Origin of the sequence: Thermoanaerobacterium sp. R66 (genome assembly GCF_028895185.1) — a bacterium.
GTDB lineage: Bacteria > Bacillota > Thermoanaerobacteria > Thermoanaerobacterales > Thermoanaerobacteraceae > Thermoanaerobacterium.
On the sequence record NZ_JAEUWW010000001.1, the window covers coordinates 279,601 to 304,299 of the forward strand.

Here is a 24,699-nt window from a genome sequence, read left to right on the forward strand (position 1 = left end):
AAAAATAGGGGGAATAAGTACAATGAATGAAAGATATGAGTTAAACAAAAACTTGGCACAGATGTTAAAAGGTGGAGTCATAATGGATGTTACGACGCCTGAACAGGCTGTAATTGCAGAAAAAGCTGGTGCTGTTGCGGTAATGGCACTTGAAAGGGTACCTGCTGATATAAGGGCACATGGCGGCGTAGCAAGGATGTCAGATCCCAAAATCATAAAAGCGATAAAAGAAGCTGTGTCAATACCTGTTATGGCAAAAGTCAGGATAGGACATTTTGTGGAAGCACAGGTTTTGGAAGCTTTGAAGATAGATTACATCGATGAGAGTGAAGTGCTGACACCTGCAGATGAATCATATCACATAAACAAATGGCAGTTTAAAGTTCCATTTGTTTGCGGTGCAAGAAACTTAGGTGAAGCATTAAGGAGAATTGGCGAAGGTGCTTCAATGATAAGAACTAAAGGTGAAGCAGGCACAGGAAATGTTGTTGAAGCAGTAAGGCATATGAGGACTATCAATGCTGAAATCAAAAAGCTTACGACTTTAAGCGAAGAAGAGCTTATGACGGCAGCAAAGGAATTGCAGGCACCTTATGAATTAGTAAAATATGTAGCAGAAAACGGAAAACTGCCAGTTGTAAATTTTGCAGCAGGTGGCATTGCAACACCGGCAGACGCTGCGCTTATGATGCAGCTTGGAGCAGATGGAGTCTTTGTAGGCTCAGGGATATTTAAATCAGAGAACCCTCAAAAGCGTGCTGAAGCAATTGTAAAAGCTACCACATATTACGACAAACCAGAGATAATAGCAGAAGTATCGGAAGGATTAGGAGAAGCAATGAATAGCATAGATATAAGGGATCTTTCAGAAAAAGATCTATATGCAACTAGGGGTTGGTAAAATGCGTGTTGGTGTTCTTGCTATACAAGGTTCTGTAGAAGAACATATAAATAAACTGAAAAGATTAGACAGTATAATACCAGTAGAGGCAAAAGATAAAGAAACTTTGAAAAACATAGATGCACTTATACTACCTGGCGGGGAAAGCACTGCCATAGGAAAAATGCTTAATGACTTTGACTTAAAAGATACCATAATAGATCTTTACAGATCGGGTGTGCCTATATGGGGAACATGCGCAGGCATGATACTGATGGCTAAACACATCGTAAATGATGATAAAGTTCATCTTGGTATTATGGACATAAAGGTGCGGAGAAATGCCTATGGAAGTCAGCTTGATAGCTTTACTGCAAAACTTAGTATGCCTGATGTATCAAAAGATAAAATAGATGCAGTGTTTATAAGAGCGCCTTATATTGAAGATGTGGGAGAAAATGTAAAGGTGCTATCTAGATACAATGGGAAAATAGTGGCTGCAAGGGAAGGCAACCTTTTTGCGACTTCATTTCATCCAGAGCTGACCAACGATTTAAGCTTTTACAAGTATTTTTTGGGGCTGCATTAGATGCAGCCTTACTTTATATTTTGCATACTTCAAGCTTTTGTTAAAAAATTTGATAAATAAAGAAGGATTTTTTTTAGTTTATGTCGAATAAATAGAAAGTAGTAATAATATCCAGTAACATTTATGCTGATGTTTCGGCACTCATAAATATTACTGGTGATCATAGAAGCTTTATGAGCGGAGGCAGTGAATTTAATTCACTGGTGTCCGTATGGCGAAGCTATACCTGTTTTAAGGGAAATGTGATATAATTTAAGGAGAAAGAAATAAAATGAATGATTGGCATAGCCGAAAAAACTCATGTCATTTTTAGAAGAACATAAAATTAGATTAGATAATTCTGATAATGGCATTTATTATATAGACAATGAATGGATACCGGTGCAGATAATAGTATTGTCAGAGTTAGAAAACGTAGAGAAAAATTATCCTTTGATGGTTTTATCAAATAACATTTATTTCAAAAATGCGATAGAGAAAATATTATCCGATATAAATGGAACAAAAGAATACGACAATAAAATAAGGTTAATTGAAGCGGCATTTAGAATAGATCCGAGTAAAGTTTCGGAGGTGATTAAGATGTATGCAGACAGATTAAATGAGGAACAGATGAAATATGTAATAAACAACCTAAAGGAAGCAAACTTCAAAATATATACTGAGGAAGAATTAAGAAAGAGTATGGAAAAAGGTATGGAAAAAGGTATGGAAAAAGGTATTGAGAAAGGTATTGAGAAAGGTATGGAGAATCTCGTTATAAGATTGTTGAAGAAGAAATTTAATAATATACCTGAGAAATATATAAAGTTAATTGAAGATGCGGATGAGAAGACATTGCTTCAAATAGCAGACAACATATTTGAAATTAATAAGATAGAAGATATAGAGAAATATATTGTAAATTAACATTATTGATAAGAGGAGAAAAAGAGTGAAGGATAATAATTTAGACATATCTTATCAGAATAACGATATAATATTAAAATCAATGGCACAAGAGTTTAAAGATAAATCGCTTAAGTTTTACGGGATAAATGTACCTAAAATAGTAACAGTTATACCGGCGGATTTGCCGGTAATTGAAGTCAAAGAGGATAGGCTAGATTTTATATTTCTTTTAGAAGATGACTCATTGTTGCACATGGAATTTCAAACGACAAATAAAAAAGCTGATATAAAAAGATTTTTGCAGTATGATGCAAGGCTTTATGGCAAATATGAGAGAAAAATAAGAACTGTTGTAATATATTCTGGTAAAATAGAAGAAGCGATTAACAGATTAGACATTGGATCAATAATATATAAAGTAGATCAAGTATTTTTAGCAAAATATGATGGCGACAAAATATACAAAGAATTAAACGAAAAAATTGATAGGAAATTACAACTAACAGATATAGATAAATTGAACTTAATATTTTTGCCGCTGATGGGAAGCAAAAAAAGCAGTGATGAGATGGCAATAGATGCGGTAGAACTGGCGAAAAAAATAGAAGATGAAGATGAAAAGACATATATAATCGGTGCATTGATAGGAATAAGCGATAAATTTCTGACTGAGGAATATAAAAATAAATTGAAAGGAGCGATAAAAATGACTAAGATAGCCGAAATGTTGATACAAGAAGGTAAAGCTGAAGGCAAAGCTGAAGGTAAAGTTGAAGGTAAGGCTGAATTGATTATTAAACTTTTAAATAAAAAATTTAACAAAATACCAGAGTTGTATGTAAAAAGAATGTACGAGTTAAATATAGATAAATTAGAAAAGATAGGTGAGAATATATTTGATATAAAAAAGATAGAAGACCTAGATAAATACTTTAATGATAATTAGATCGATAAAGGTAATTAAGCCTTTTATTTTTTTATGCATGAATATCCATGGCAAATTGAAGGAATTAGAAAAACTTTAGGTGGAGCGGATCATGTCTTGCCGCAAATATTAAAAAATTTGATAAATAAAGAAGGATTTTTAAGTTTTATGTCGAATAAATCTATATTGTAAAGTAGTAATATTATCCATCAATATTCATGAGGTTGTTTCGGCACCCATGAATATTGATGGTGGTAATATTCCCATGTATAAGCGGAGGCGGTGAATTTAATTCACTGGTGTCCGTATGGCGAAGCTATGTCTGTTTTAAGGAAAATGTGATATAATTTAAGGAGAAAGAAATAAAATGAATGATTGGCACAGTGATTTTGTAACAGCCATAAGAGAAGAGCTAAAAGATGAAAAAGTAGAAATAAAACAAGAAGAATATCTATCAAAAGAGCCATTAAGAATAGATGTCATAATAATAAAGAAAGAAAAAGACGGGAAAATAAATAAAAGAGTAGGGCAAATATTTAAAAGATACAATATAATAGAGTATAAATCTCCAGATGATTATATATCAATAGATGATTATTTTAAAGGTTTAGGTTATGTATATCTATATAAATCAATAATGAATGCTTACGATAAATCACGAAAAGAAGTTGATGACATAAAGATAGATGAATTAACATTGACATTTGTATGTAGCAATCTTCCCAAAAAACTCATATCATTTTTAGCAGAACGTAAAATTAAATTAGACAATTCTGATAATGGCATTTATTATATAGACAATGAATGGATACCGGTGCAGATAATAGTATTGTCTGAGTTAGATAATGTAGAAGAAAATTATCCTTTGATGGTTTTATCAAATAACATTTATTTCAAAAATGCGATAGAGAAAATATTATCCGATATAAATGGAACAAAAGAATACGACAATAAAATAAGGTTAATTGAAGCGGCATTTAGAATAGATCCGAGTAAAGTTTCGGAGGTGATTAAGATGTATGCAGACAGATTAAATGAGGAACAGATGAAATATGTAATAAACAACCTAAAGGAAGCAAACTTCAAAATATATACTGAGGAAGAATTAAGAAAGAGTATGGAAAAAGGTATGGAAAAAGGTATTGAGAAAGGTATTGAGAAAGGTATGGAGAATCTCGTTATAAGATTGTTGAAGAAGAAATTTAATAATATACCTGAGAAATATATAAAGTTAATTGAAGATGCGGATGAGAAGACATTGCTTCAAATAGCAGACAACATATTTGAAATTAATAAGATAGAAGATATAGAGAAATATATTGTAAATTAACATTATTGATAAGAGGAGAAAAAGAGTGAAGGATAATAATTTAGACATATCTTATCAGAATAACGATATAATATTAAAATCAATGGCACAAGAGTTTAAAGATAAATCGCTTAAGTTTTACGGGATAAATGTACCTAAAATAGTAACAGTTATACCGGCGGATTTGCCGGTAATTGAAGTCAAAGAGGATAGGCTAGATTTTATATTTCTTTTAGAAGATGACTCATTGTTGCACATGGAATTTCAAACGACAAATAAAAAAGCTGATATAAAAAGATTTTTGCAGTATGATGCAAGGCTTTATGGCAAATATGAGAGAAAAATAAGAACTGTTGTAATATATTCTGGTAAAATAGAAGAAGCGATTAACAGATTAGACATTGGATCAATAATATATAAAGTAGATCAAGTGTTTTTATCAAAATATGATGGCGACAAAATATATAAAGAATTAAACGAAAAAATTGATAGGAAATTACAACTAACAGATATAGATAAATTGAACTTGATATTTTTGCCGCTGATGGGAAGTAAAAAAGGCAGTGATGAGATGGCAATAGATGCAGTAGAACTTGCGAAAAAGATAGAAGATGAAGATGAAAAAACATATATAATCGGTGCATTGATAGGAATAAGCGATAAATTTCTGACCGAGGAATATAAAAATAAATTGAAAGGAGTGATAAGAATGACTAAGATAGCCGAAATGTTGATACAAGAAGGAAAAGCCGAAGGAAAGGCTGAAGGTAAAGCTGAAGGTAAAGCTGAAGGTAAGGCTGAATTGATTATTAAACTTTTAAATAAAAAATTTAACAAAATACCGGAGTTGTATGTAAAAAGAATGTACGAATTAAATATAGATAAATTAGAAAAGATAGGTGAGAATATTTTTGATATAAAAAAGATAGAAGACCTAGATAAATACTTTAATGATAATTAGATCGATAAAGGTTATTGAGCCTTTTATTTTTTTATAAAAATATTAAAAGAATTATACGAAATCATAATTTCGGATAATTATGGAGAGGAAAATGGATGAAAATAATTTAGAAGAGGATTTTAAAGATTTTTATTTTAACTTTAAAATAGCGTTACGAAAAATAAAAAGTATATATATTAATATACCCATTTTTAATAACGAAAATAAAGAAGTAATTATACATAGGGAACGAGTTTATTGTTATGAATTATACCACCAATTAAGATGTCAACTGAATAAAATACATAATAGAAACTATGTTTTATTCGGTGAAGAAGATAAGAGAGGTGTTTATACAAAAGATGAGTTGAATAAAATTCCTGATTTTATTATTCATATACCCGGTAGTAATTATAATTTGGCTATTGTTGAAGTTAAATCAATTATGGCCAAAACACATGATATTATAAAAGATTATAATAAAATTAAAGATTTTATACAATATAATAACTATAAATACGGCATTCTTTTGTTTTTTGGAGAAGATAATAATAAGATACCAAAGGCAGTACATGAAATAAAAAGTGAAATAGAAAAAGATGGAACAAGAAATATCAAATTAATATGGCATAAAAAAACAGATGTTGTGGATGAATTATTAAAATCTTAATTTAAATTATAAATTACTTGCTACTGATATAATATTTTTATTATGTTATTTACATATTTACATAAATTCATTATAAATTGTAAATTTGGCAGTATATAGACGGAGGCATATTATGCAAGAAATTAACTTATCTGAACTAAGAAAGATACAAATTGATATACTTAATGTGGTTACAGAATTTTGCGATAATCATGGTATTAAATATTTTTTATGTGGTGGAACTTTAATTGGAGCTGTACGTCATCAAGGATATATTCCATGGGATGATGATATTGATATAGCTTTATTAAGGAATGATTATGAATATTTTATTAATAATTTTAATAGATATAATACTTTATATAAGGTTTATGAACCTAACAATACAGATTGGTATCCATATCCATTTGCAAAAGTTTCATATGAAAATAGTATTATAGATGAAGATACTGATAATATGCCTTATAATATAGGTATAAATATTGATGTCTTTCCTATTGATAATTTACCTGATAGTAAAAATAAACAAAAAAAATTATTGGAAAAAATTCTTTTGCAAAGAAACATATTAATGTTAAAGTTAATTAAAATAAATAAGGAAAGAGTATTTTACAAAAATATTATTTTATATCTTGGCAAATTTATATTTAAATATAAGAAAACAAATACTATAGCAAAAAATATTACAGAATTAGCAACTACTTATATAAATTATGAAACAAATAAAGCTGGAGTGATTGTTTGGGGATATGGTGAAAGTGAGATTGTTGATAAGAGTATATTTAACGAAACAATCAAAATGAAATTTGAAGATAAAGAGTATAGTGTTCCAAGAGGATATCACCAGTGGTTAACAAGTATATATGGTAATTATATGGATTTGCCTCCTGTCGAAAAACAAGTAACTCATCATGTTTTTAGAGCGTATATTAAATAATATTTTATATAATTCAAAATAAATAAAATCACTAAAAATATATGTGGGGGTAAAGATAAATGAATATAGCATTAATAATTGCTGGTGGTAATGGCCAAAGAATGCATCAAGATATTCCTAAACAGTTTATTAATGTATATGATAAACCTGTAATTATATATACATTAGAGGCGTTCCAGAAGCATCCTGATATTGACGCGATTCAAGTAGTTTGCCTAGATGGTTGGCATGAAATATTGATAGCCTATGCAAAGCAGTTTAATATAACGAAATTAGTTGGTGTGGTCTCTGGAGGAGAAAATGGTCAAGCTTCAATAAGAAATGGGGTTTTTGCTATTAAAGAAAAGTTTAGTAATGATGATATTGTTTTGGTTCATGATGCAATTCGACCAATGGTTTCAGAAGAAATAATTTCTGATTGTATAGCAAAATGTAGATTATATGGTTCTGCTGTGGCAGCAATTCCGTGTGCTGAGGCAATGTTAGAGACTGATAATAAGAAAACATCAAACTCTATTTATGATCGTGATAAATTAATGAGAACTCAGACACCACAAGCTTTTCCTCTTGGAAAACTTGTGTGGGCACACGAGGAAGCAAAGAAAAAAGGGATAACAAATTCAGTAGCTTCTTGTACTTTGATGATTGAGTTAGGAGAAAAAGTATATTTTTCAGCGGGATCTGAAAAAAATATAAAACTTACAACCACTGATGACATTGAGATATTTAAAGCACTTCTATCTGTTAAAAAATCTGATTGGCTTAAGTAGGTGTAAATATGTATTATAATAATAGCATTTATAGAGAAGATTTGAAATCTGTATTGAATAGTAATATTCAATTTGAGAAAATTAAAGGCAGTAGCATTCTAGTTACAGGCGCGTCAGGGATGATTGGCTCATTTTTAGTAGATGTATTAATGCTTTGCAATGATCTATATAGTTTAGATATTGATGTTTTTGCTATGAGTAGAAATAAAATATCTTTAGAGAAAAGATTTAAAACGCATTATGGGAATCCATATTTTCATATATTGCAACATGATGTTAACAAAGAGCTTCCTGAATTAGGAGATATTGATATTATTATTCATGCTGCAAGCAATACTCACCCTATTGCATATGCATCAGATCCAATTGGTACAATAACGACAAATATATTGGGAACATATAATTTATTAGATTATGCATCAAAGCATAACGTATGGAGATTTGTTTTTGTGTCTAGTGTTGAAATATATGGAGAAAATCGTGGAGATGTTGAAAAATTTGATGAATTGTATTGTGGATATATTGATTGTAATACACTTAGAGCAGGGTATCCTGAGAGCAAAAGAGCTGGAGAAGCACTTTGCAATGCATTTATGAAGTCTCATGGTATAGAAATTGTTATTCCACGACTTTCAAGAATCTATGGACCAACAATGCTTTCAAGTGATAGTAAAGCAATTGCGCAATTTATTCGAAATGCAGTTTATAATGAAGATATAATTTTAAAAAGTAAAGGGGAACAATATTATTCATTTTGTTATGTATCTGATGCTGTATCAGCAATATTAACAATTTTATTAAATGGAAGATCTGGAGAGGCGTATAATGTTTCAGATGAGAACTCCGATATAACTTTAAGAGAACTGGCAGAAACAATTGCTAGGCTTTCTGACAGAAGAGTGATTTTTAGATTACCGGATGAGATAGAGTCAATAGGATTTTCAAAAGCCACAAAAGCAATTCTTGATAATTCAAAATTAAAGAGTTTAGGATGGAGTGCTAAATATGATCTGAAGAATGGTTTAATAAGAACCATTGAAATTCTTAAGCAAGTACAAACAAGAAATTAGAGTTAGGTGAATAGATATGTTAGAAGAACTAAAACAAAAAGTTTATGAAGCTAATATGGAATTACCAAAAAGAGGTCTAGTTAAATATACATGGGGTAATGTGAGCGGAATTGATAGGGATAAAGGATTATTTGTAATTAAGCCAAGTGGTGTAGATTATGATTTATTAAAACCTGAAGATTTAGTTGTTATGGATTTAGAAGGAAGGCAAATTGAAAGTAAATATCGTCCTTCTTCTGATACAGCTACTCATTTGGAACTATATAAATCATTTATCCAAATAGGAGGTATTGTTCATACTCATTCAACATGGGCAACCATATGGGCACAAGCAAAGAGAAGCATACCTTGCTATGGAACAACACATGCTGATTATTTTTATGGAGCTATACCTTGTACACGGGAATTGTTTAAAGAAGAAATTGAAAAAAATTATGAACGAAATACGGGACTTGTTATTGTTGAGACTTTTAAAAATAAAAATCCACTTTATTTGCCAGGGGTTCTTGTAGCTTTCCATGGTCCATTTACGTGGGGAAAGGATGCTGCAGAGGCTGTTCAAAATGCTGTGATAATGGAGGAATGTGCAAAGATGGCTTATTATACAGAAGCATTGAATAAAAATAAATTACGAGTTTCTAATGTTCTTTTAGATAAACATTTTTTTAGAAAGCATGGAGAAAATGCCTATTATGGACAAAAGTGAAAAGAGTAATGTATAGTTATAGAAATTAAGTATAGTATCTAATCAAATTGTCAAATAGAACTTATATCATATGTTAAGAAATAATGATGACTTGAGAAAAATATATAGATTAAAGCTTTTGAAAATCCAGAGTCTATATTTTTATCTCTGAAATTAAATATATATTGATAAAAAATCTTCCAAATGTTAACATAAAACAGTTTCCTTTATTATATATAAAAAAGGATTGAACAAAATGGATATCGCAATTATAACCAATATAAGATCTCCTTATAGAAAATTACAAATTGAAGAATTTACAAAGATACCAAATATCAATATAAATGTATATTATACTAATAAGGATATTATAGGCAGAAAATGGAATGTTGAAGCAATTCAAGGTGTAAATGAAAAAATTCTTAATGGTTATAAAATATTCAAAAAATTCGGTTATATTAATGTCTGTATAATGGGGTTAAATCTCTCAGCTTAAGCTGAAACCTTTAGGTCAACAAAATAAATATTCACTTCTAGTAAAAAATAAACTAGAGGTGATAAATATGCAAAATTATAGAAAGTCGTCGCATGCTACATATGACCTAAAATATCATATAGTATGGATAACAAAATACAGAAAACCGGTATTGGTTGGGAGAATAGCAGAAAGAACAAGAGAACTAATAAGAATGGTATGCAAAAATAACGAAGTAGAAATATTATCAGGGCATGTGTCAAAAGATCATATACACATACTAGTGTCAGCACCACCACATTTGTCAGTAAGTAAGTTAGTACAATATATAAAAGGATACAGTTCAAGAAAGCTGCTGATGGAAAATAAGGAGCTTAACAAACAATTTTGGGGACAACATTTGTGGGCACGAGGATACTTTGCAGCAAGTAGTGGCAATGTAACAGATGAAGTGATAATAGAATATATACAAAATCAAGACATAGAAGAAAATCAAAAGAATGATAATTTTACTTTAGGCGAGTTTTAAGCTGCTTAAGCGGCATATCCAACCCACCTGCTTTAGCAGGTGGTGGTTGAGTTATGGTTTGATTAATATTGTAAAAAATAATGATATTATAGTTATTGGTGGCTATGAGCAACCTACGTATATTTTATTAAGTTTGCTTTGCAGATTTTATAATAAGCCATACATAATTATTTTTGATGGAATATCACCGAAAAAAGTAGATGAAGCAGAAAACCCAGCTAAATTTTTATTAAAAAGTTTAGTAATAAAGCATGCAAATTCAATATTTGGGAATGGTTCTATAAGTAAAATGTATTTATGGAAGGGTATAAATTAAGCAATGTGCAAATAAGAGAGTGGCATAAAAGTTAAAAAATTTTATGTCTGTTTTATTTACACAATTTATTTTGTTATTTTTAGTAATTAATTTAAATAAGTGGTGATTTATGAATGAATTTTAATATTAAAAGGGAAATTGAGATAAAGATGTTAAATTCGAAATTTTCAAGAAAACATTTTTCAATAAGTACAAAAGCAGCTTTTGAATATCTAGTAATTCTGATTTCTTTATGTGTTTTTTTATTCAGTATTATTATGAATGATCAAAAAATAAGTATGCAATTGATTGCATTGTCTACACTTTTTTTATCAATATATCTCGCTATTAAATATAAGAATAATATTGGATTATTTATAATATATGCTTTAATTGCATATTTTAACTATAGTATTATTATGGTAGATTATATTAAAATACCAGTTAATAGTTATTTCACATCATTTGCAAATGATCCTGTGTCGTATTTGGGTTTAAATATTCTGTTTTTATTTACTTTGCTTTTAGTAATTTTTTCACCTATAGATATTAAACAAACATATTTTGGCAAATATTCTTATATTAAAGAAAAATATAGCAATGTTTTTATTATGACATTTCTTATTAGTTTTATTTTGCTTTATATATTAATTTTTCAATATAAAAGACCGGCTACACTCGGTGTAAGGGGTAGTCCAACTCCAATATATGAATATAGCATTATATTTTTCATAATAGGTTTTCATTTTGTAGGAAATTTTAAGCCATCAAGAGCGATATTATCAGTTTTGCTAGTTTTGTTTATATTACAAAATTTTATTTTTGGTGGAAGAATAATTGGATTAGAACTTCTAGTTTTATATTTTTTAATGTTTTATTCTTACAAAACAAAAATAAATAATATAATTCCACTTTTAATAATTGGATTTATTTTTATGTCGTTAATAGGAATGCAAAGAGCATCCATTAACCTATCATATGATAAAATAAAAATGGTTATTGAAAATATTAAATTAAAAATGGGTACATTAGATACTTCCTATTCGGCATATTTTACTTCATTAACATTTTTAAAAGTAAAAGATAAAATTTCTCTAAATACACAAATTGAATTATTAAAACAATTTATTCTTTCAATATTCTTTGGAAGTAAGATTGAAAATAGCAGTTTGCCTATTTATACAAGAAATTTTTATGTTCATTATAATGGGGGATTATTACCATATTATTTTTATTTTTATTGTGGTTGGATAGGTGTGATTATTTCAGCTTTGTTTATAAATTTGTACACAATCATTATTAAAAGTAAATTATCAAAAAACGGTGGCTTTATTAATTGTCTAACCGTATATTTCGTGTCTACCACATTTAGATGGTATCTGTATTCACCCATTACAATTTTACGCGGTGTTCTTTTATTAGGAATTATTTATATGCTATTTGATTTTATTTACAAATTAAAATATGATAAAAAGATTGATGTCAATATATAAGTATGGACGAAAAAGTATAATAAAGTAAAATGCATTTACGAAAAGCGTTGATTAAACAATGCACCAAAATGGTTTCCAATACTTGTTTAAACCTGTTGAATAGAAAAAGATTATTTCTGGTGTTAGTATATAATTGTGGACACGAAAAGTTTAACACAGTAAAATGTATCTAAGAAGGGTGTGTGTTAAACAATGTCCAAAAACGGTATTCGATACTCTGAAGAATTTAAACAACAAATTACTGAATTATATCAATCTGGTCAGTCAGTATTAGAGCTAAGTCGTAAATATGGTGTAACAACAGTAACTATATATAAGTGGATAAAGCAGTTTTCTCTTGTCCAAATATCAGATAATGAAGAAATAACTGCTAAAGAATATCAGGCAATGAAGAAGCGCATTGCCGAACTTGAAATGGAGAATGAGATATTAAAAAAAGCTACCGCCATATTCGCAAGAAAACGATAGATGAAATTGTTGGTTTCATTAAAAAGTTTAAAGCAAAATATACTGTCAAACTTATATGCAAAGTCCTAAAATTTCCAAGGGGTACCTATTACAAGGCTTTATTTGAGATACCCTCAAAACGACAGAAAGAAGCAAATAAACTTAAACAAGAGATTCGTACAATTTATTTCGAAAGCAAATATCGTTATGGTGCTCCTAAAATCCAAAAGGCTTTAGAAAGCCGTGGAAAACATATTTCTCTCAAAAGAGTACAGCGCTATATGTCTTCTATGGGACTTTACTCTATCGTGGTAAAGAAATTTCGTCCTTATTATTCAAAGCCAAGCTTAGAGGAAAAGGCAAATATTATCAATAGAGATTTTAATGCTTCAAATATTAACGAAAAATGGTATACCGATATTACATATATTTATACAATTAAAGATGGATGGACTTATCTTGCTTCTGTTATGGATCTTTATAGCAAAAAAATTATAGGGTATGCATATGGTACTTCTATGACCACAGAATTAGCAATTAAGGCGGTAGAAAATGCCTGTCTTAATGTTAAAGACGCAAAAGGCATTATCTTGCATAGCGATCTTGGGACGCAGTATACAAGCTTAAAGTTTGAGGACTATCTATCCTCTAAAGGCATAGTTCATTCCTTCAGCAGGAAAGGCAATCCATATGACAATGCTTGTATAGAATCATTTCATTCTGTATTAAAGAAGGAAGAAATTAATCATCACAAATACTATGATTTTAATGAAGCTCGAAGAGCAGTCTTTGAATATATCGAATCTTGGTACAACCGAAGAAGGATTCATAGCGCTATTAATTACAAGACCCCACAAGAGGTTTATGAAACTGCTCTTTAAATGGCATAAAAAATTAAACTTTTTGTGTTTACTCTATTGGCACAAGTCCAGAAAAAGATTTATTATTAAATAGTGATATATTTATTTTACCAACTTATTATCCAAATGAAGGGCAGCCTATTTCGATTATTGAAGCTATGGCTGCCGGCTTGCCTATAATATCAACGGATACAGGATGTATTGCAGATATGGTGATAGATGGGTATAATGGCTTTATAGTACATAAACAAAAACCTGAGGAAATAACTGAGAAAATAATGATTTTAGCTAATAAAAAAGGTTTATTATTAAACATGTCTAATAATAGTAGAAAATTGTATTTAGAAAATTATACATCTGATATATTTATTAATGGACTTGATAGCATTTTTAAACAATATTTAAAGCGTTAGGGTGACATTATGCAAAGTAAAATTGATTTAAGCAAATATGATCAATCTTGGTATTCAAGAGGAAGACCTAATTTGTATATATTACTTTGGTGGTTTATTCAAGGAACAATATTTAGATATTCCATTCACAATATGTATGGGTTTAGGCGTTTTATACTGAGATTATTTGGTGCGAAGATAGGTCGAAATGTGCTATTTCGGATAATTGAATTTAATTAAAAAGTTATATATTTGTGCTATTCAACAACTTGATGTTATATTTTCCAGCCTTATTGGGGGTGATAGAATGACTTATTTAAAAATAAAAAGATTGATGGATATAGTTCTTTCGTTATTAGGGCTAATTTTATTTTCTCCAATATTTTTGATTTTAATAATAGCAATTAAAATTGATTCTAAAGGCCCAGTACTATTTAAACAGAAAAGAGTCGGAATTCATAAAAGTTATTTTAATATATTAAAATTTAGAACAATGAGAGTGGATACTCCCAAGGATATACCAACACATATGTTAGAAAATCCTGACCAGTGGATTACTAAAGTTGGAAAGTTTCTTAGGAAAACAAGCTTAGATGAGTTACCGCAGATGATAAATATTTTAAAAGGTGAAATGAGTATTATTGGACCTCGTCCTGCTTTATGGAATCAATATGATTTAATAGAAGAAAGAGATAAGTATGGTGCTAATGATATTAGACCAGGCCTTACTGGTTGGGCACAGATAAATGGTAGAGATGAACTGCCCATTGAAATTAAGGCACAACTAGATGGAGAGTATGTTGAAAATTTGAGTTTTTGGATGGATGTAAAGTGCTTCTTTAAAACAATCATAAGTGTTATTAAGAGTGATGGAGTTGTTGAAGGCGGGACTGGAAGATTAAAAGTTGATAATGAAAAATCAGCTAGCAAGTCTACATAGTTGAGGTGAAAAAATGCTATTAGTTACGGGCATTACAGGTCATAGTGGGAAATATTTCTTGAAGGAACTTATTAAAAATAAATATGAAGGTCCTATCCGTTGCATTGTTAGAGAAACATCTGACACTTCATTAATAGATAGCAGTGGACTTAATATTGAAAAAGTTGTTGGTAACTTAAACGATCAAGAATTTATTGACAAAGCTATGGCTGGTGTAGATACTGTAATACATATAGCTTCTATTTTTTATTCAGTCAACATAATTAAAGCGGCAGTAAAGTATAATGTGAAGAGAGCAATATTAGTTCACACAACAGGTATTTATTCAAAGTATAAAAGTGCATCAAAGGAATATAAAGAAATTGAACAAACTATTGATAAAATTATCAAGCAAAGTAACTCATCAATTGGTCTTATATATCTTAGACCTACAATGATTTATGGATACATAAATGGCAAGAATATGATCGTTTTTATAAAGATGGTTGATAAACTAAAATTATTTCCAGTTATTGATCATGGGAAAAACTTACTTAAACCTGTTAATGGGCGAGATCTTGGTAAGGCTTATTATCAGGTACTTACAAGTTCAAATATAATGAATGGTGATTATATATTATCTGGTGAAAAACCAATATCAATGTTGGAGATGTTTAATTTAATTAGTAAAAATTTAAATAAGAGAACAGTTTTTATTAGTGTACCTTTAGGGTTAGGAGTATTTTTGGCAAGATGCCTTAAATTATGTACTTTTGGAAAAGTAGATTATATAGAAAAAGTACAGCGTATGGGCGAAGATAGAAGTTTTCCTCATGATGCTGCAAAAAGAGACTTTGGATATAGACCAATGACATTTGAAGAAGGTTTGAAAATAGAAGTTGATGAATATTTAAAAACAGTTAAGAGTAATGTAGGTGCATAATTGATATGAATATATTAGTTGTATGCCAGTATTATTATCCTGAGCCATTTAGAATAACAGACATATGTGAAAGCCTTGTAAAAAGTGGTCATAATGTAACTGTTTTGACAGGTCTTCCTAATTATCCAGAGGGTTATATACTTGATGATTATCGTCATGGGAAGAAAAGGAATGAAATAATAAATGGTGTTAAAGTTATAAGATGTTTTGAAATAGGCAGGGGAAAAAGTAAGCTAAAATTATTTTTAAATTATTTTAGTTATACTATATCAGCAACTTTAAAGGCATTATTTATAAAGGAAGAATTTGATGTTATCTTAGTAAATCAGCTTTCACCTGTTATGATGGGAATTCCGGCCATAGCATATAAAAAAAAGCATCATAAAAAGATGTTACTCTATTGTTTAGACTTATGGCCTGACAGTTTAGCAGCAGGAGGAATTAAAGAAGATTCAATAATTTATAAAATATTTTATAATATTTCAAAATGGATTTATAATTCAGCGGATACCATATTGGTTACTTCCAGCATGTTTAAAGATTATTTTAAAGATGTACTTGAAATAACTAATATCGAGATAAAACACTTACCACAATATGCAGAAGATTTGTTTATTCAAAACGAAAATGAGTCATCTGGTTATAGTGCGGTTCAAGATGATAGTAAGCAATATAATTTTGTCTTTGCAGGCAATATTGGTGATATGCAAAGTGTTGAAACAATAATTAAAGCAGCTAATGAGTTACGAAAATATTCTAATATATTGTTTCATATAGTTGGCGATGGTTCAAAGTTAGATGATTGCAAGCAACTTGCTAACCATTTAAAACTTTCTAATGTAATTTTCTATGGCAGACGTCCACTTGATGAGATGCCGGAATTCTATGGAATGGCTGATGCCATGCTAGTAACATTAAAAGATAATAAGATTTTATCATATACATTACCAGGAAAAGTTCAAACTTATATGGCAGCAGGAAAACCTATTATTGGTTCTATTAATGGAGAAACGAAACGTGTTATAGAACAAGCTGGCTGCGGTTTATGTTGTAAAGCGGAAGATCATAAAGGGTTAGCTGATTTGATATTAGAATTTTGCAATGATGATAAAAAAGATAATATGGCAATGAATGCTAGAAAATATTATTTTGAAAACTATAGTAAAGAAAGATTTATGTCTATATTAGAACATGAATTAACAAATATGGAGGCTTAAAAATGTTCAAAAATAAAACTTTATTAATAACAGGAGGTACTGGTTCTTTTGGAAATGCTGTACTTAAGAGATTTTTAAATACTGATATAAAAGAAATTCGTATTTTTTCTCGTGACGAGAAAAAGCAAGATGATATGCGAAAGTTATATAAAAATGATAAGATTAAATTTTATATAGGTGATGTTAGAGATATAGCTTCTGTAAAAAATGCAATGCATGGAGTAGATTATATATTTCATGCAGCAGCATTGAAACAAGTACCATCATGTGAATTTTTCCCACTTGAAGCCGTAAAGACTAATGTTATAGGAACAGATAATGTTCTAACAGCAGCCATAGAATATGGTGTTAAAAAGGTTATATGTTTATCTACAGACAAGGCAGCTTATCCAATAAATGCGATGGGCATTTCAAAAGCTATGATGGAAAAAGTGCTTATTGCAAAGTCCAGAACTGTATCACCGGATAGAACGGTTATTTGTGGCACAAGATATGGCAATGTTATGGCATCTCGTGGATCTGTTATTCCTTTATTTGTTGAACAAATTAAAAGTGGACAGCCAATAACAGTAACTAACCCTAAAATGACAAGATTTTTAATGAGTCTTGATGAAGCTGTAGAACTAGTCATATTTGCTTTTCAGCATGCACAAAGTGGAGACATAATGGTTCAAAAATCTCCGGCATCAACTATAGGTGATTTAGCACAAGCAATTAAAGAATTATTTGATGCGGATAATGAAATAAAAATAATTGGTACACGCCATGGTGAAAAATTATATGAAACACTATTAACAAAAGAAGAATACTTACATGCAGAGGATTTAGGGAATTACTTTAGGGTTCCTGCAGACAATAGAGATTTAAATTATGATAAGTATTTTGTTGAAGGAGATGTAAAGCTCTCGACGGAAATAGAATACAATTCAAATAACACAGAAATTTTAAATGTAGAACAAATTAAAGAAAAACTATTAAAACTTGATTATATTAAAGAAGAATTAGAAAAGTGGCACGCTGCCAAAGAAGCGGCAGCTAATAAATTATCATAATTGAAAGGCAGGAATAGCCATGAAAATTCTTGTTACAGGTGCAAGAGGTTTTATTGGCAAAAATCTCGTAGCAGAGCTTAATAATAGAGGATATAAAGATATATATGAATTTGATAGAGATACAGATAAATTACTGCTTGATGAGTACACAAAAGATTGTGAATTTGTATTTCATTTAGCAGGGGTTAATAGACCTAAAGATGAAAAAGAATTTATGGAAGGTAATTTTGTATTCACATCAGAACTTTTAAAGTTATTAAAAAAGCACAATAATGAATCACCAGTTTTAATTACTTCATCTATTCAAGCTGAAAGGGACAATCCTTATGGCAAAAGTAAGAGAGCAGGAGAAGAATTATTATTTAACTATAGCAAAGAAACAGGAGCAAAAGTTTTAGTATATAGATTACCAAATCTTTTTGGGAAGTGGAGCAGACCTAATTATAATTCAGTTGTAGCAACATATTGCTATAACATAGCAAGAGGTTTAGATATACAAATTAATGATCCTGAGACAGAACTTACTTTATGCTATATAGATGATGTTTTAGATGAATTTATAAGAGCATTAGAAGGCAAAGAAACTAGAAATGGAGAATATTGCTATGTTCCAGTAGTACATAAGATTAAATTAGGAGATTTAGCAGAAACAATAAAAAGCTTTAAAAAAAGCAGAAAAGATTTGAGTATTCCTAACATGGATAATGAATTAATTAAAAAACTTTATAGCACATATTTAAGCTTTTTGCCGGAAAATGAGTTTTCGTATGATTTAAATATGCACTGTGATGATAGAGGTTCATTTACAGAGTTTATAAGGACTCCAGATAGAGGACAACTTTCAATAAATATAACAAAACCGGGAATTACTAAAGGGAATCACTGGCACCATACAAAAAATGAGAAATTCTTAGTAGTAAGTGGTAAAGGAATAATTCGTTTTAGGAAAGTAGATTCGGACGAAATTATAGAATACAAAGTTAGTGGAGAAAAACTACAAGTTGTAGATATACCTACAGGTTATACCCACTCAATCGAAAATGTTGGAGATACAGATTTGGTAACTATTATGTGGGCTAATGAAGCGTTTAATCCTGAAAAGCCAGATACATATTATTTGGAGGTTTAATTGATGAAGAAGCTAAAAGTAATGACGGTAGTTGGAACAAGACCTGAGATTATAAGATTATCTGCTGTTATAAACAAATTAGAAGAATCAGAGGCAATTGAACATATATTAGTACATACTGGTCAGAACTATGACTATGAATTAAATGAAGTATTTTTTAAAGATTTCAAATTAAAAAAACCAGATTATTTTCTAAATGCTGCTACTGGAGCAGCAATAGAAACTATAGGAAACATTCTAATAAAAATAGATCCTATTTTAGAAGAAGTGAAACCAGATGCTTTTTTGGTGCTTGGAGATACAAACAGTTGTCTTACTGCTATAGCGGCTAAAAGAAGGCATATACCAATATTTCATATGGAAGCTGGAAATAGATGTTTTGACCAAAGAGTACCTGAAGAAACTAATAGAAAAATAGTAGATCATATATCGGATATAAACTTAACCTATAGTGATATTGCAAGAGAATATTTAATAAGAGAAGGCTTTCCACCAGATAGAATAATAAAAACTGGAAGTCCAATGTTTGAAGTCTTAAATTCAAGAAAAGAAGATATTGAAAAATCAAATGTCCTAGAAAGATTAAATTTAGAAGAAGGACAATATTTTGTGGTATCAGCACATAGGGAAGAAAACATAAATTCAGAGAAGAATTTTTTAAATTTAGTAGATAGTTTAAATACAATTGCGGATGTTTATAAATTGCCAATTATATTTAGTACACATCCAAGGACAAGAAAAATGATTGAATCAAAAGAAATAGAATTTAATCCATTGATATCACTTATGAAGCCTCTAGGATTCAACGATTATGTTAAACTTCAAATTAATTCAAAGGCAGTTTTAAGCGATAGTGGAACAATAAGTGAAGAATCTTCAATACTTGGTTTTAAGGCACTTAATATTAGAGAAGCTCACGAAAGACCAGAGGCAATGGAAGAAGCATCAGTTATGATGGTGGGACTTGAGAAAGAAAGAATATTACAAGGGCTAGAAATATTGGAGACACAGCAAAAAGACACTTTAAGAAGAGTAGCTGATTATAGTAAGCCTAATGTATCTGAAAAAGTGCTTAGAATAATATTATCTTATACTGATTATGTGAATAGAGTGGTGTGGGGGAAAAACTGAATGAAAGTTTTACAGATAAATTCTGTTTGTGGTTATGGCAGTACTGGTAGAATAGTCACAGATATATATAGAATATTAGAAGAACAAGGTCATGATTGTTTAATTGCATATGGTAGAGGAACAGCACCTGAAGATATAAAGACTATTAAGATAGGTACAAATTTGGATACTTATATGCACGTTGTAAAAACAAGGCTATTAGATAGACACGGATTTGGATCCAAAAAAGCTACAAGGCAATTCATTAAAAAAGCTAAAGAATATGATCCTGATGTCATACATCTTCATAATATTCATGGCTATTACATAAACATAGAACTATTGTTTGATTACTTAAGAGAAGCAAATAAGCCAGTTGTTTGGACACTTCATGATTGCTGGGCTTTTACTGGGCACTGTGCGTATTTTGACTATGTTGGATGTGACAAGTGGGGAAAAGGATGTAATAATTGCCCACAAAAAAATAGATACCCAAAGAGTATATTTATAGATAGTTCAAAATCAAATTACGAAAAGAAAAAAGAATTATTTACTGGTATAAAGAATATGACTATTGTTACACCTTCAAAATGGCTTGCTGGTTTAGTAAAAAAATCATTTTTAAGGGGATATAATGTTAAGGTAATCAATAATGGAATAGATTTAAACATATTTAAGCCGACTGAAAGTGACTTCAGAGCGAAATATAATTTAGAAGATAAATTTATAATTTTAGGTGTGGCGAGTATATGGGATGAGAGAAAAGGCTTAAAATATTTTCTTGAATTATCAAAACTAATTGACAATAATAGCAAAATAGTTTTAGTTGGATTAAATGACAAACAATTAAAAAGCCTTCCCCAAAATATTATTGGCATAAAAAGAACAAATAATGTTAGGGAACTTGCAGAAATATATTCAGCAGCTGATGTTTTTGTTAATACCACGTTAGAAGATAATTTTCCAACAACCAATTTAGAGGCTTTAGCATGTGGTACTCCAGTTATTACTTTTAATACAGGCGGAAGTGTGGAATGCATAGATGAAAGTTGTGGGATGGTTGTTGAAAAGGGAAATTTAAATGAATTATTAAATGCTTTGCAAATAATAAAAGAAAATGGAAAATCAATATATATGGAACATTGCATTAGACTAGCAAATACAATTTATGATAGAAGTGAAAGATACAATGATTATTTAAATTTATTAAAAAAGATTCTTGTCTATTAGCAATATTTTTATATTGAAAATAATGATGATATAAAGGTGATTTTATGAACATTGTTCATATAGAAGATTATTTTGATCCAACAGCAGTTTATCAAATAAATGAGTTATTAATAGCTAGTAAAGAATTTAATGATAATGTTTTTCTTATTACATCTACAGATATGTCACCATTTCATAAAATGGTTGATGTAAATAAGGACAAGGAGTTTGAACAAAAAACTGGAGTTAAAATTTATCGCTTAAAATAGCCCTGAATTGATTGGGGGAAAAATTAAGGTTACTTTTATTGAAAATGAGTTTGCTGATGCTCTTCTTGGACTGTCGTTGATTGGATATGAAAATGAAAAGGGCAAGGTTGAAATGATTCCAGCATACCAAGAGGACTTAAGCCGAGATACCACGTCGAAAGAAGAAAAAAGAAAATGGGAATATAGATTTAATAAGATGCGAGACAAGTTGGAAAGAGAGATTAGAAAAGTAAAGAGATCTAGGTTTATAAAAAGTAATGAAATGATATAGATGAAAGTTTTTTTTTTATGGAAAGGAATTTAATATTTTATGTAGAATATATGCTATAGAAATATAGTTATCAAAATTAGCTTTTAAAATATTTGAAAAAGAAGGGACATTATTATGGAAAAGAATATAAGAAAGTATCTACTTATCCTTATAGATGCATTGTTGATCAATATTGCTTTTTTTATGGCCTTTTTCTTAAGATTTGATTATCGTATAGTAGAGCCTTACTTTACATTATATAAGCAATCATTTATAATTTTTACATTAGCAAACATAGTTACATTTATATTTTTTAAGCAGTACCATAAGATATGGCGGTATGTTAATTTAAAAGATTTGATAGACTTGATGGTTGTTATAACAATAGGAAGTGCTGGATCATCGCTTATATTATTTTTATTGCAGATACATTTGCCAAGGTCTATTTACCCATTAAGCTGGCTTTTAAATATTATATTGATTATTTCCAGCAGGTTGTTTTATAGATATATAATGAGCAATTCTAAAGTAAAAATAAAAAATATAGTATTTAGAAATACGCTTATTATAGGTGCTGGAAGTGCTGGGCAAATGTTAATAAGAGAATTAAGAGCACACCCTGAAATAGGATTAAAGCCAGTAGCGATTCTTGACGATGATAGATCAAAGATATATAGGAGTATGGAAGGTGTCCCTATTGTAGGTACACTCGATGATATAGTTAAAGCAGTCAAGGAAAATGAAATTGATGAAGTGATATATGCGATTCCTTCTGCGTCAAGGACGGTATTGAGAAAAGTAATTGATAGTCTAAGTGAATTACATATGAAAGTAAAAACTCTTCCAGGAATATATGAACTAGTAAATGGCAAAGTATCTGTTAATCAGTTACGGGATGTGGATATAAATGACTTATTAGGAAGAGATCCAATAAAGATAGATTTAGACGAAATAAGCAGTTATATAAAAGATAAGAAGGTAATGGTAACGGGTGGAGGTGGATCGATAGGTTCAGAATTATGCAGGCAAATAGCGAAGTTCAATCCATTCCATCTTATAATTCTTGATATATATGAAAACAATATGTATGAAATACAACAGGAATTATTAAGAAAATATCCAGATCTAAGAATGACATGTCTTGTAGCTAGCATAAGAGATGAGAAAAAGTTAAATATCATATTTAAAGAATATAAACCTGAAATTGTTTTTCACGCTGCTGCACATAAACACGTTCCATTGATGGAAGATAGTCCACATGAAGCTGTTAAAAACAATGTTTATGGAACATTAAATCTTGTAAGATGTGCAAATGCATATGGTGTTAAGCGCTTTGTCATGATTTCGACAGATAAAGCTGTTAATCCTACAAGCGTAATGGGTGCAACTAAGAGGATTTGTGAGATGATAATTCAATCATTTGATAAGGTGAGTGAAACAGAATTTGTTGCGGTTAGGTTCGGTAATGTTTTAGGCAGTAATGGCAGCGTAATACCATTGTTTAAAAAACAAATAGCAGAAGGTGGACCTGTAACAGTTACACATGAAGATGTAAAAAGATATTTTATGACAATTCCAGAAGCGGTTCAATTAGTTATACAGGCAGGTGCTATGGCAAATGGTGGAGAGATATTTGTACTTGACATGGGTGAGCCTGTAAAGATTATAGATCTTGCAAGGGATTTAATACGCTTATCTGGTTTTGAACCAGATGTGGATATTTCTATTAAAATTACAGGTCTAAGACCTGGTGAAAAGTTATTTGAAGAATTGCTTATGACAGATGACAAATATACATCAACAAAACATGATAAAATCTTCATTGAAAAGCCAGGTTTCAGCGACTATGATGGTTTAGTCTTAACTTTAGAAAAATACAAATCAAAAATAGATGATATGGATACATATGAGATAAAAGAATTTATAAAATCGATTGTACCAGAATATAACTCACCAGATCTTGAGACTTTAGAAGAAGTTGTTGTCACAAATGTGAATAATAATAATTTATGATAATTGTCTATATGAATGAATTTATAGTATTTATAAGAATTAAAATTAATAAGCAATAATGCATGAAAGAAGACGTATTTGAAGGTGAACATTTTAATTAACATTAGCTTGTAAATTGTTTTTTATCCGTTATTATTATTTTATTTTGAGGCACAAGGCTTGAAAATTAATCAAGCCTTTGTGCCTCTATCACAAATCTATAATTATCAAAAATATATAGATTTCGATAGAGGCGGTATATATGAAAACAACTGTTCCCATATATAGCACCTCCTCACTATATTATTTTCATAAATATTATATTATAAAATCTATATTTTATGCATGATGTTTGAGAAAATTAAGATATTTAATATATTAGGATAAGAAAGATATGAAAAATAATGTATATGGGATAAAGCAGGACCAAAAGGAGATAATGAGATTATAAATATAAGTACAAACAAACCTAC

At 29.7% G+C, this 24,699-nt stretch carries 27 protein-coding genes; all 27 read left to right on the plus strand.

What is annotated here, in order from left to right:
* Positions 1 to 22: 22 nt before the first annotated feature.
* The 27 genes from pdxS (at position 23) to JJQ93_RS01390 (ending at position 24,247) form a co-directional block, all read left to right on the plus strand.
* Entirely contained in the window at positions 23 to 901 is an 879-nt protein-coding gene (pdxS, locus tag JJQ93_RS01260) for a pyridoxal 5'-phosphate synthase lyase subunit PdxS (RefSeq protein ID WP_085112832.1), read from the plus strand.
* Position 902: 1 nt separating this feature from the next.
* Entirely contained in the window at positions 903 to 1,469 is a 567-nt protein-coding gene (pdxT, locus tag JJQ93_RS01265) for a pyridoxal 5'-phosphate synthase glutaminase subunit PdxT (RefSeq protein ID WP_274892476.1), read from the plus strand.
* 300 nt (positions 1,470 to 1,769) lie between these two features.
* A complete protein-coding gene (locus tag JJQ93_RS01270; protein ID WP_274892477.1) occupies positions 1,770 to 2,378 on the plus strand; it encodes a DUF4351 domain-containing protein in 609 nt (202 codons plus the stop codon).
* Positions 2,379 to 2,403: 25 nt separating this feature from the next.
* Positions 2,404 to 3,306: a DUF4351 domain-containing protein gene (locus JJQ93_RS01275; protein ID WP_274892478.1), complete on the plus strand. Its 903-nt coding sequence runs from the start codon at positions 2,404 to 2,406 to the stop codon at positions 3,304 to 3,306.
* 346 nt (positions 3,307 to 3,652) lie between these two features.
* Positions 3,653 to 4,615 carry a DUF4351 domain-containing protein gene (locus JJQ93_RS01280; RefSeq protein ID WP_274892479.1) on the plus strand — a complete coding sequence of 321 codons (963 nt, stop codon included), beginning with the start codon at positions 3,653 to 3,655 and terminating at the stop codon, positions 4,613 to 4,615.
* 25 nt (positions 4,616 to 4,640) lie between these two features.
* Positions 4,641 to 5,555 (plus strand): DUF4351 domain-containing protein, encoded by a 915-nt coding sequence (locus tag JJQ93_RS01285; RefSeq protein ID WP_274892480.1) that lies wholly within the window; start codon positions 4,641 to 4,643, stop codon positions 5,553 to 5,555.
* Between the two features lie 91 nt (positions 5,556 to 5,646).
* Complete coding sequence (locus JJQ93_RS01290; protein ID WP_274892481.1) at positions 5,647 to 6,204, plus strand: hypothetical protein; 558 nt, start codon at positions 5,647 to 5,649, stop codon at positions 6,202 to 6,204.
* A 112-nt stretch (positions 6,205 to 6,316) separates the two neighbouring features.
* Entirely contained in the window at positions 6,317 to 7,120 is an 804-nt protein-coding gene (locus tag JJQ93_RS01295; RefSeq protein WP_274892482.1) for a LicD family protein, read from the plus strand.
* 59 nt (positions 7,121 to 7,179) lie between these two features.
* Positions 7,180 to 7,890: an IspD/TarI family cytidylyltransferase gene (locus JJQ93_RS01300; protein ID WP_274892483.1), complete on the plus strand. Its 711-nt coding sequence runs from the start codon at positions 7,180 to 7,182 to the stop codon at positions 7,888 to 7,890.
* Positions 7,891 to 7,898: 8 nt separating this feature from the next.
* Complete coding sequence (locus tag JJQ93_RS01305) at positions 7,899 to 8,960, plus strand: NAD-dependent epimerase/dehydratase family protein (RefSeq protein WP_274892484.1); 1,062 nt, start codon at positions 7,899 to 7,901, stop codon at positions 8,958 to 8,960.
* A gap of 16 nt (positions 8,961 to 8,976) precedes the next feature.
* Positions 8,977 to 9,666 carry an L-ribulose-5-phosphate 4-epimerase gene (locus tag JJQ93_RS01310; RefSeq protein ID WP_274892485.1) on the plus strand — a complete coding sequence of 230 codons (690 nt, stop codon included), beginning with the start codon at positions 8,977 to 8,979 and terminating at the stop codon, positions 9,664 to 9,666.
* A gap of 235 nt (positions 9,667 to 9,901) precedes the next feature.
* Positions 9,902 to 10,141: a hypothetical protein gene (locus JJQ93_RS01315; RefSeq protein ID WP_274892486.1), complete on the plus strand. Its 240-nt coding sequence runs from the start codon at positions 9,902 to 9,904 to the stop codon at positions 10,139 to 10,141.
* Positions 10,142 to 10,208: 67 nt separating this feature from the next.
* Positions 10,209 to 10,649 (plus strand): IS200/IS605 family transposase, encoded by a 441-nt coding sequence (gene tnpA, locus JJQ93_RS01320; protein ID WP_274892487.1) that lies wholly within the window; start codon positions 10,209 to 10,211, stop codon positions 10,647 to 10,649.
* Positions 10,650 to 10,707: 58 nt separating this feature from the next.
* A complete protein-coding gene (locus tag JJQ93_RS01325; protein ID WP_274892488.1) occupies positions 10,708 to 10,965 on the plus strand; it encodes a hypothetical protein in 258 nt (85 codons plus the stop codon).
* A gap of 113 nt (positions 10,966 to 11,078) precedes the next feature.
* Entirely contained in the window at positions 11,079 to 12,437 is a 1,359-nt protein-coding gene (locus JJQ93_RS01330; protein ID WP_274892489.1) for an O-antigen polymerase, read from the plus strand.
* Positions 12,438 to 12,629: 192 nt separating this feature from the next.
* Positions 12,630 to 13,765, plus strand: a protein-coding gene (locus JJQ93_RS01335) for an IS3 family transposase (RefSeq protein ID WP_274892490.1) whose coding sequence is annotated in 2 segments (ribosomal slippage) — positions 12,630 to 12,876 and positions 12,876 to 13,765 — 1,137 coding nt in all. Because the reading frame shifts where the segments join, the coding sequence is not laid out codon by codon here.
* A 35-nt stretch (positions 13,766 to 13,800) separates the two neighbouring features.
* Entirely contained in the window at positions 13,801 to 14,157 is a 357-nt protein-coding gene (locus tag JJQ93_RS01340; protein ID WP_274894027.1) for a glycosyltransferase, read from the plus strand.
* Between the two features lie 205 nt (positions 14,158 to 14,362).
* A complete protein-coding gene (locus JJQ93_RS01345; RefSeq protein WP_274892491.1) occupies positions 14,363 to 15,076 on the plus strand; it encodes a sugar transferase in 714 nt (237 codons plus the stop codon).
* A 13-nt stretch (positions 15,077 to 15,089) separates the two neighbouring features.
* Positions 15,090 to 15,998 (plus strand): SDR family oxidoreductase, encoded by a 909-nt coding sequence (locus JJQ93_RS01350; protein WP_274892493.1) that lies wholly within the window; start codon positions 15,090 to 15,092, stop codon positions 15,996 to 15,998.
* Between the two features lie 5 nt (positions 15,999 to 16,003).
* On the plus strand, positions 16,004 to 17,215 hold the full coding sequence (locus tag JJQ93_RS01355; protein ID WP_274892495.1) for a glycosyltransferase family 4 protein: 1,212 nt from the start codon (positions 16,004 to 16,006) through the stop codon (positions 17,213 to 17,215).
* Between the two features lie 2 nt (positions 17,216 to 17,217).
* The gene (locus tag JJQ93_RS01360) at positions 17,218 to 18,267 is read left to right on the plus strand and encodes a nucleoside-diphosphate sugar epimerase/dehydratase (protein WP_274892496.1); all 1,050 of its coding nucleotides are present in this window, start codon (positions 17,218 to 17,220) and stop codon (positions 18,265 to 18,267) included.
* A 19-nt stretch (positions 18,268 to 18,286) separates the two neighbouring features.
* Positions 18,287 to 19,396 carry a capsular polysaccharide biosynthesis protein CapF gene (locus JJQ93_RS01365; RefSeq protein WP_274892497.1) on the plus strand — a complete coding sequence of 370 codons (1,110 nt, stop codon included), beginning with the start codon at positions 18,287 to 18,289 and terminating at the stop codon, positions 19,394 to 19,396.
* 3 nt (positions 19,397 to 19,399) lie between these two features.
* On the plus strand, positions 19,400 to 20,527 hold the full coding sequence (gene wecB / locus JJQ93_RS01370) for a non-hydrolyzing UDP-N-acetylglucosamine 2-epimerase (protein ID WP_274892498.1): 1,128 nt from the start codon (positions 19,400 to 19,402) through the stop codon (positions 20,525 to 20,527).
* A complete protein-coding gene (locus tag JJQ93_RS01375) occupies positions 20,528 to 21,736 on the plus strand; it encodes a glycosyltransferase (RefSeq protein ID WP_274892499.1) in 1,209 nt (402 codons plus the stop codon). It abuts the gene before it with no gap.
* A 44-nt stretch (positions 21,737 to 21,780) separates the two neighbouring features.
* Complete coding sequence (locus JJQ93_RS01380; protein WP_274892500.1) at positions 21,781 to 21,984, plus strand: hypothetical protein; 204 nt, start codon at positions 21,781 to 21,783, stop codon at positions 21,982 to 21,984.
* Positions 21,985 to 21,991: 7 nt separating this feature from the next.
* Positions 21,992 to 22,255, plus strand: a complete 264-nt coding sequence (locus tag JJQ93_RS01385) for a hypothetical protein (RefSeq protein WP_274892501.1) — start codon at positions 21,992 to 21,994, stop codon at positions 22,253 to 22,255.
* Between the two features lie 114 nt (positions 22,256 to 22,369).
* Positions 22,370 to 24,247: a polysaccharide biosynthesis protein gene (locus tag JJQ93_RS01390; RefSeq protein ID WP_274892502.1), complete on the plus strand. Its 1,878-nt coding sequence runs from the start codon at positions 22,370 to 22,372 to the stop codon at positions 24,245 to 24,247.
* The last annotated feature ends 452 nt before the right edge of the window (positions 24,248 to 24,699 follow it).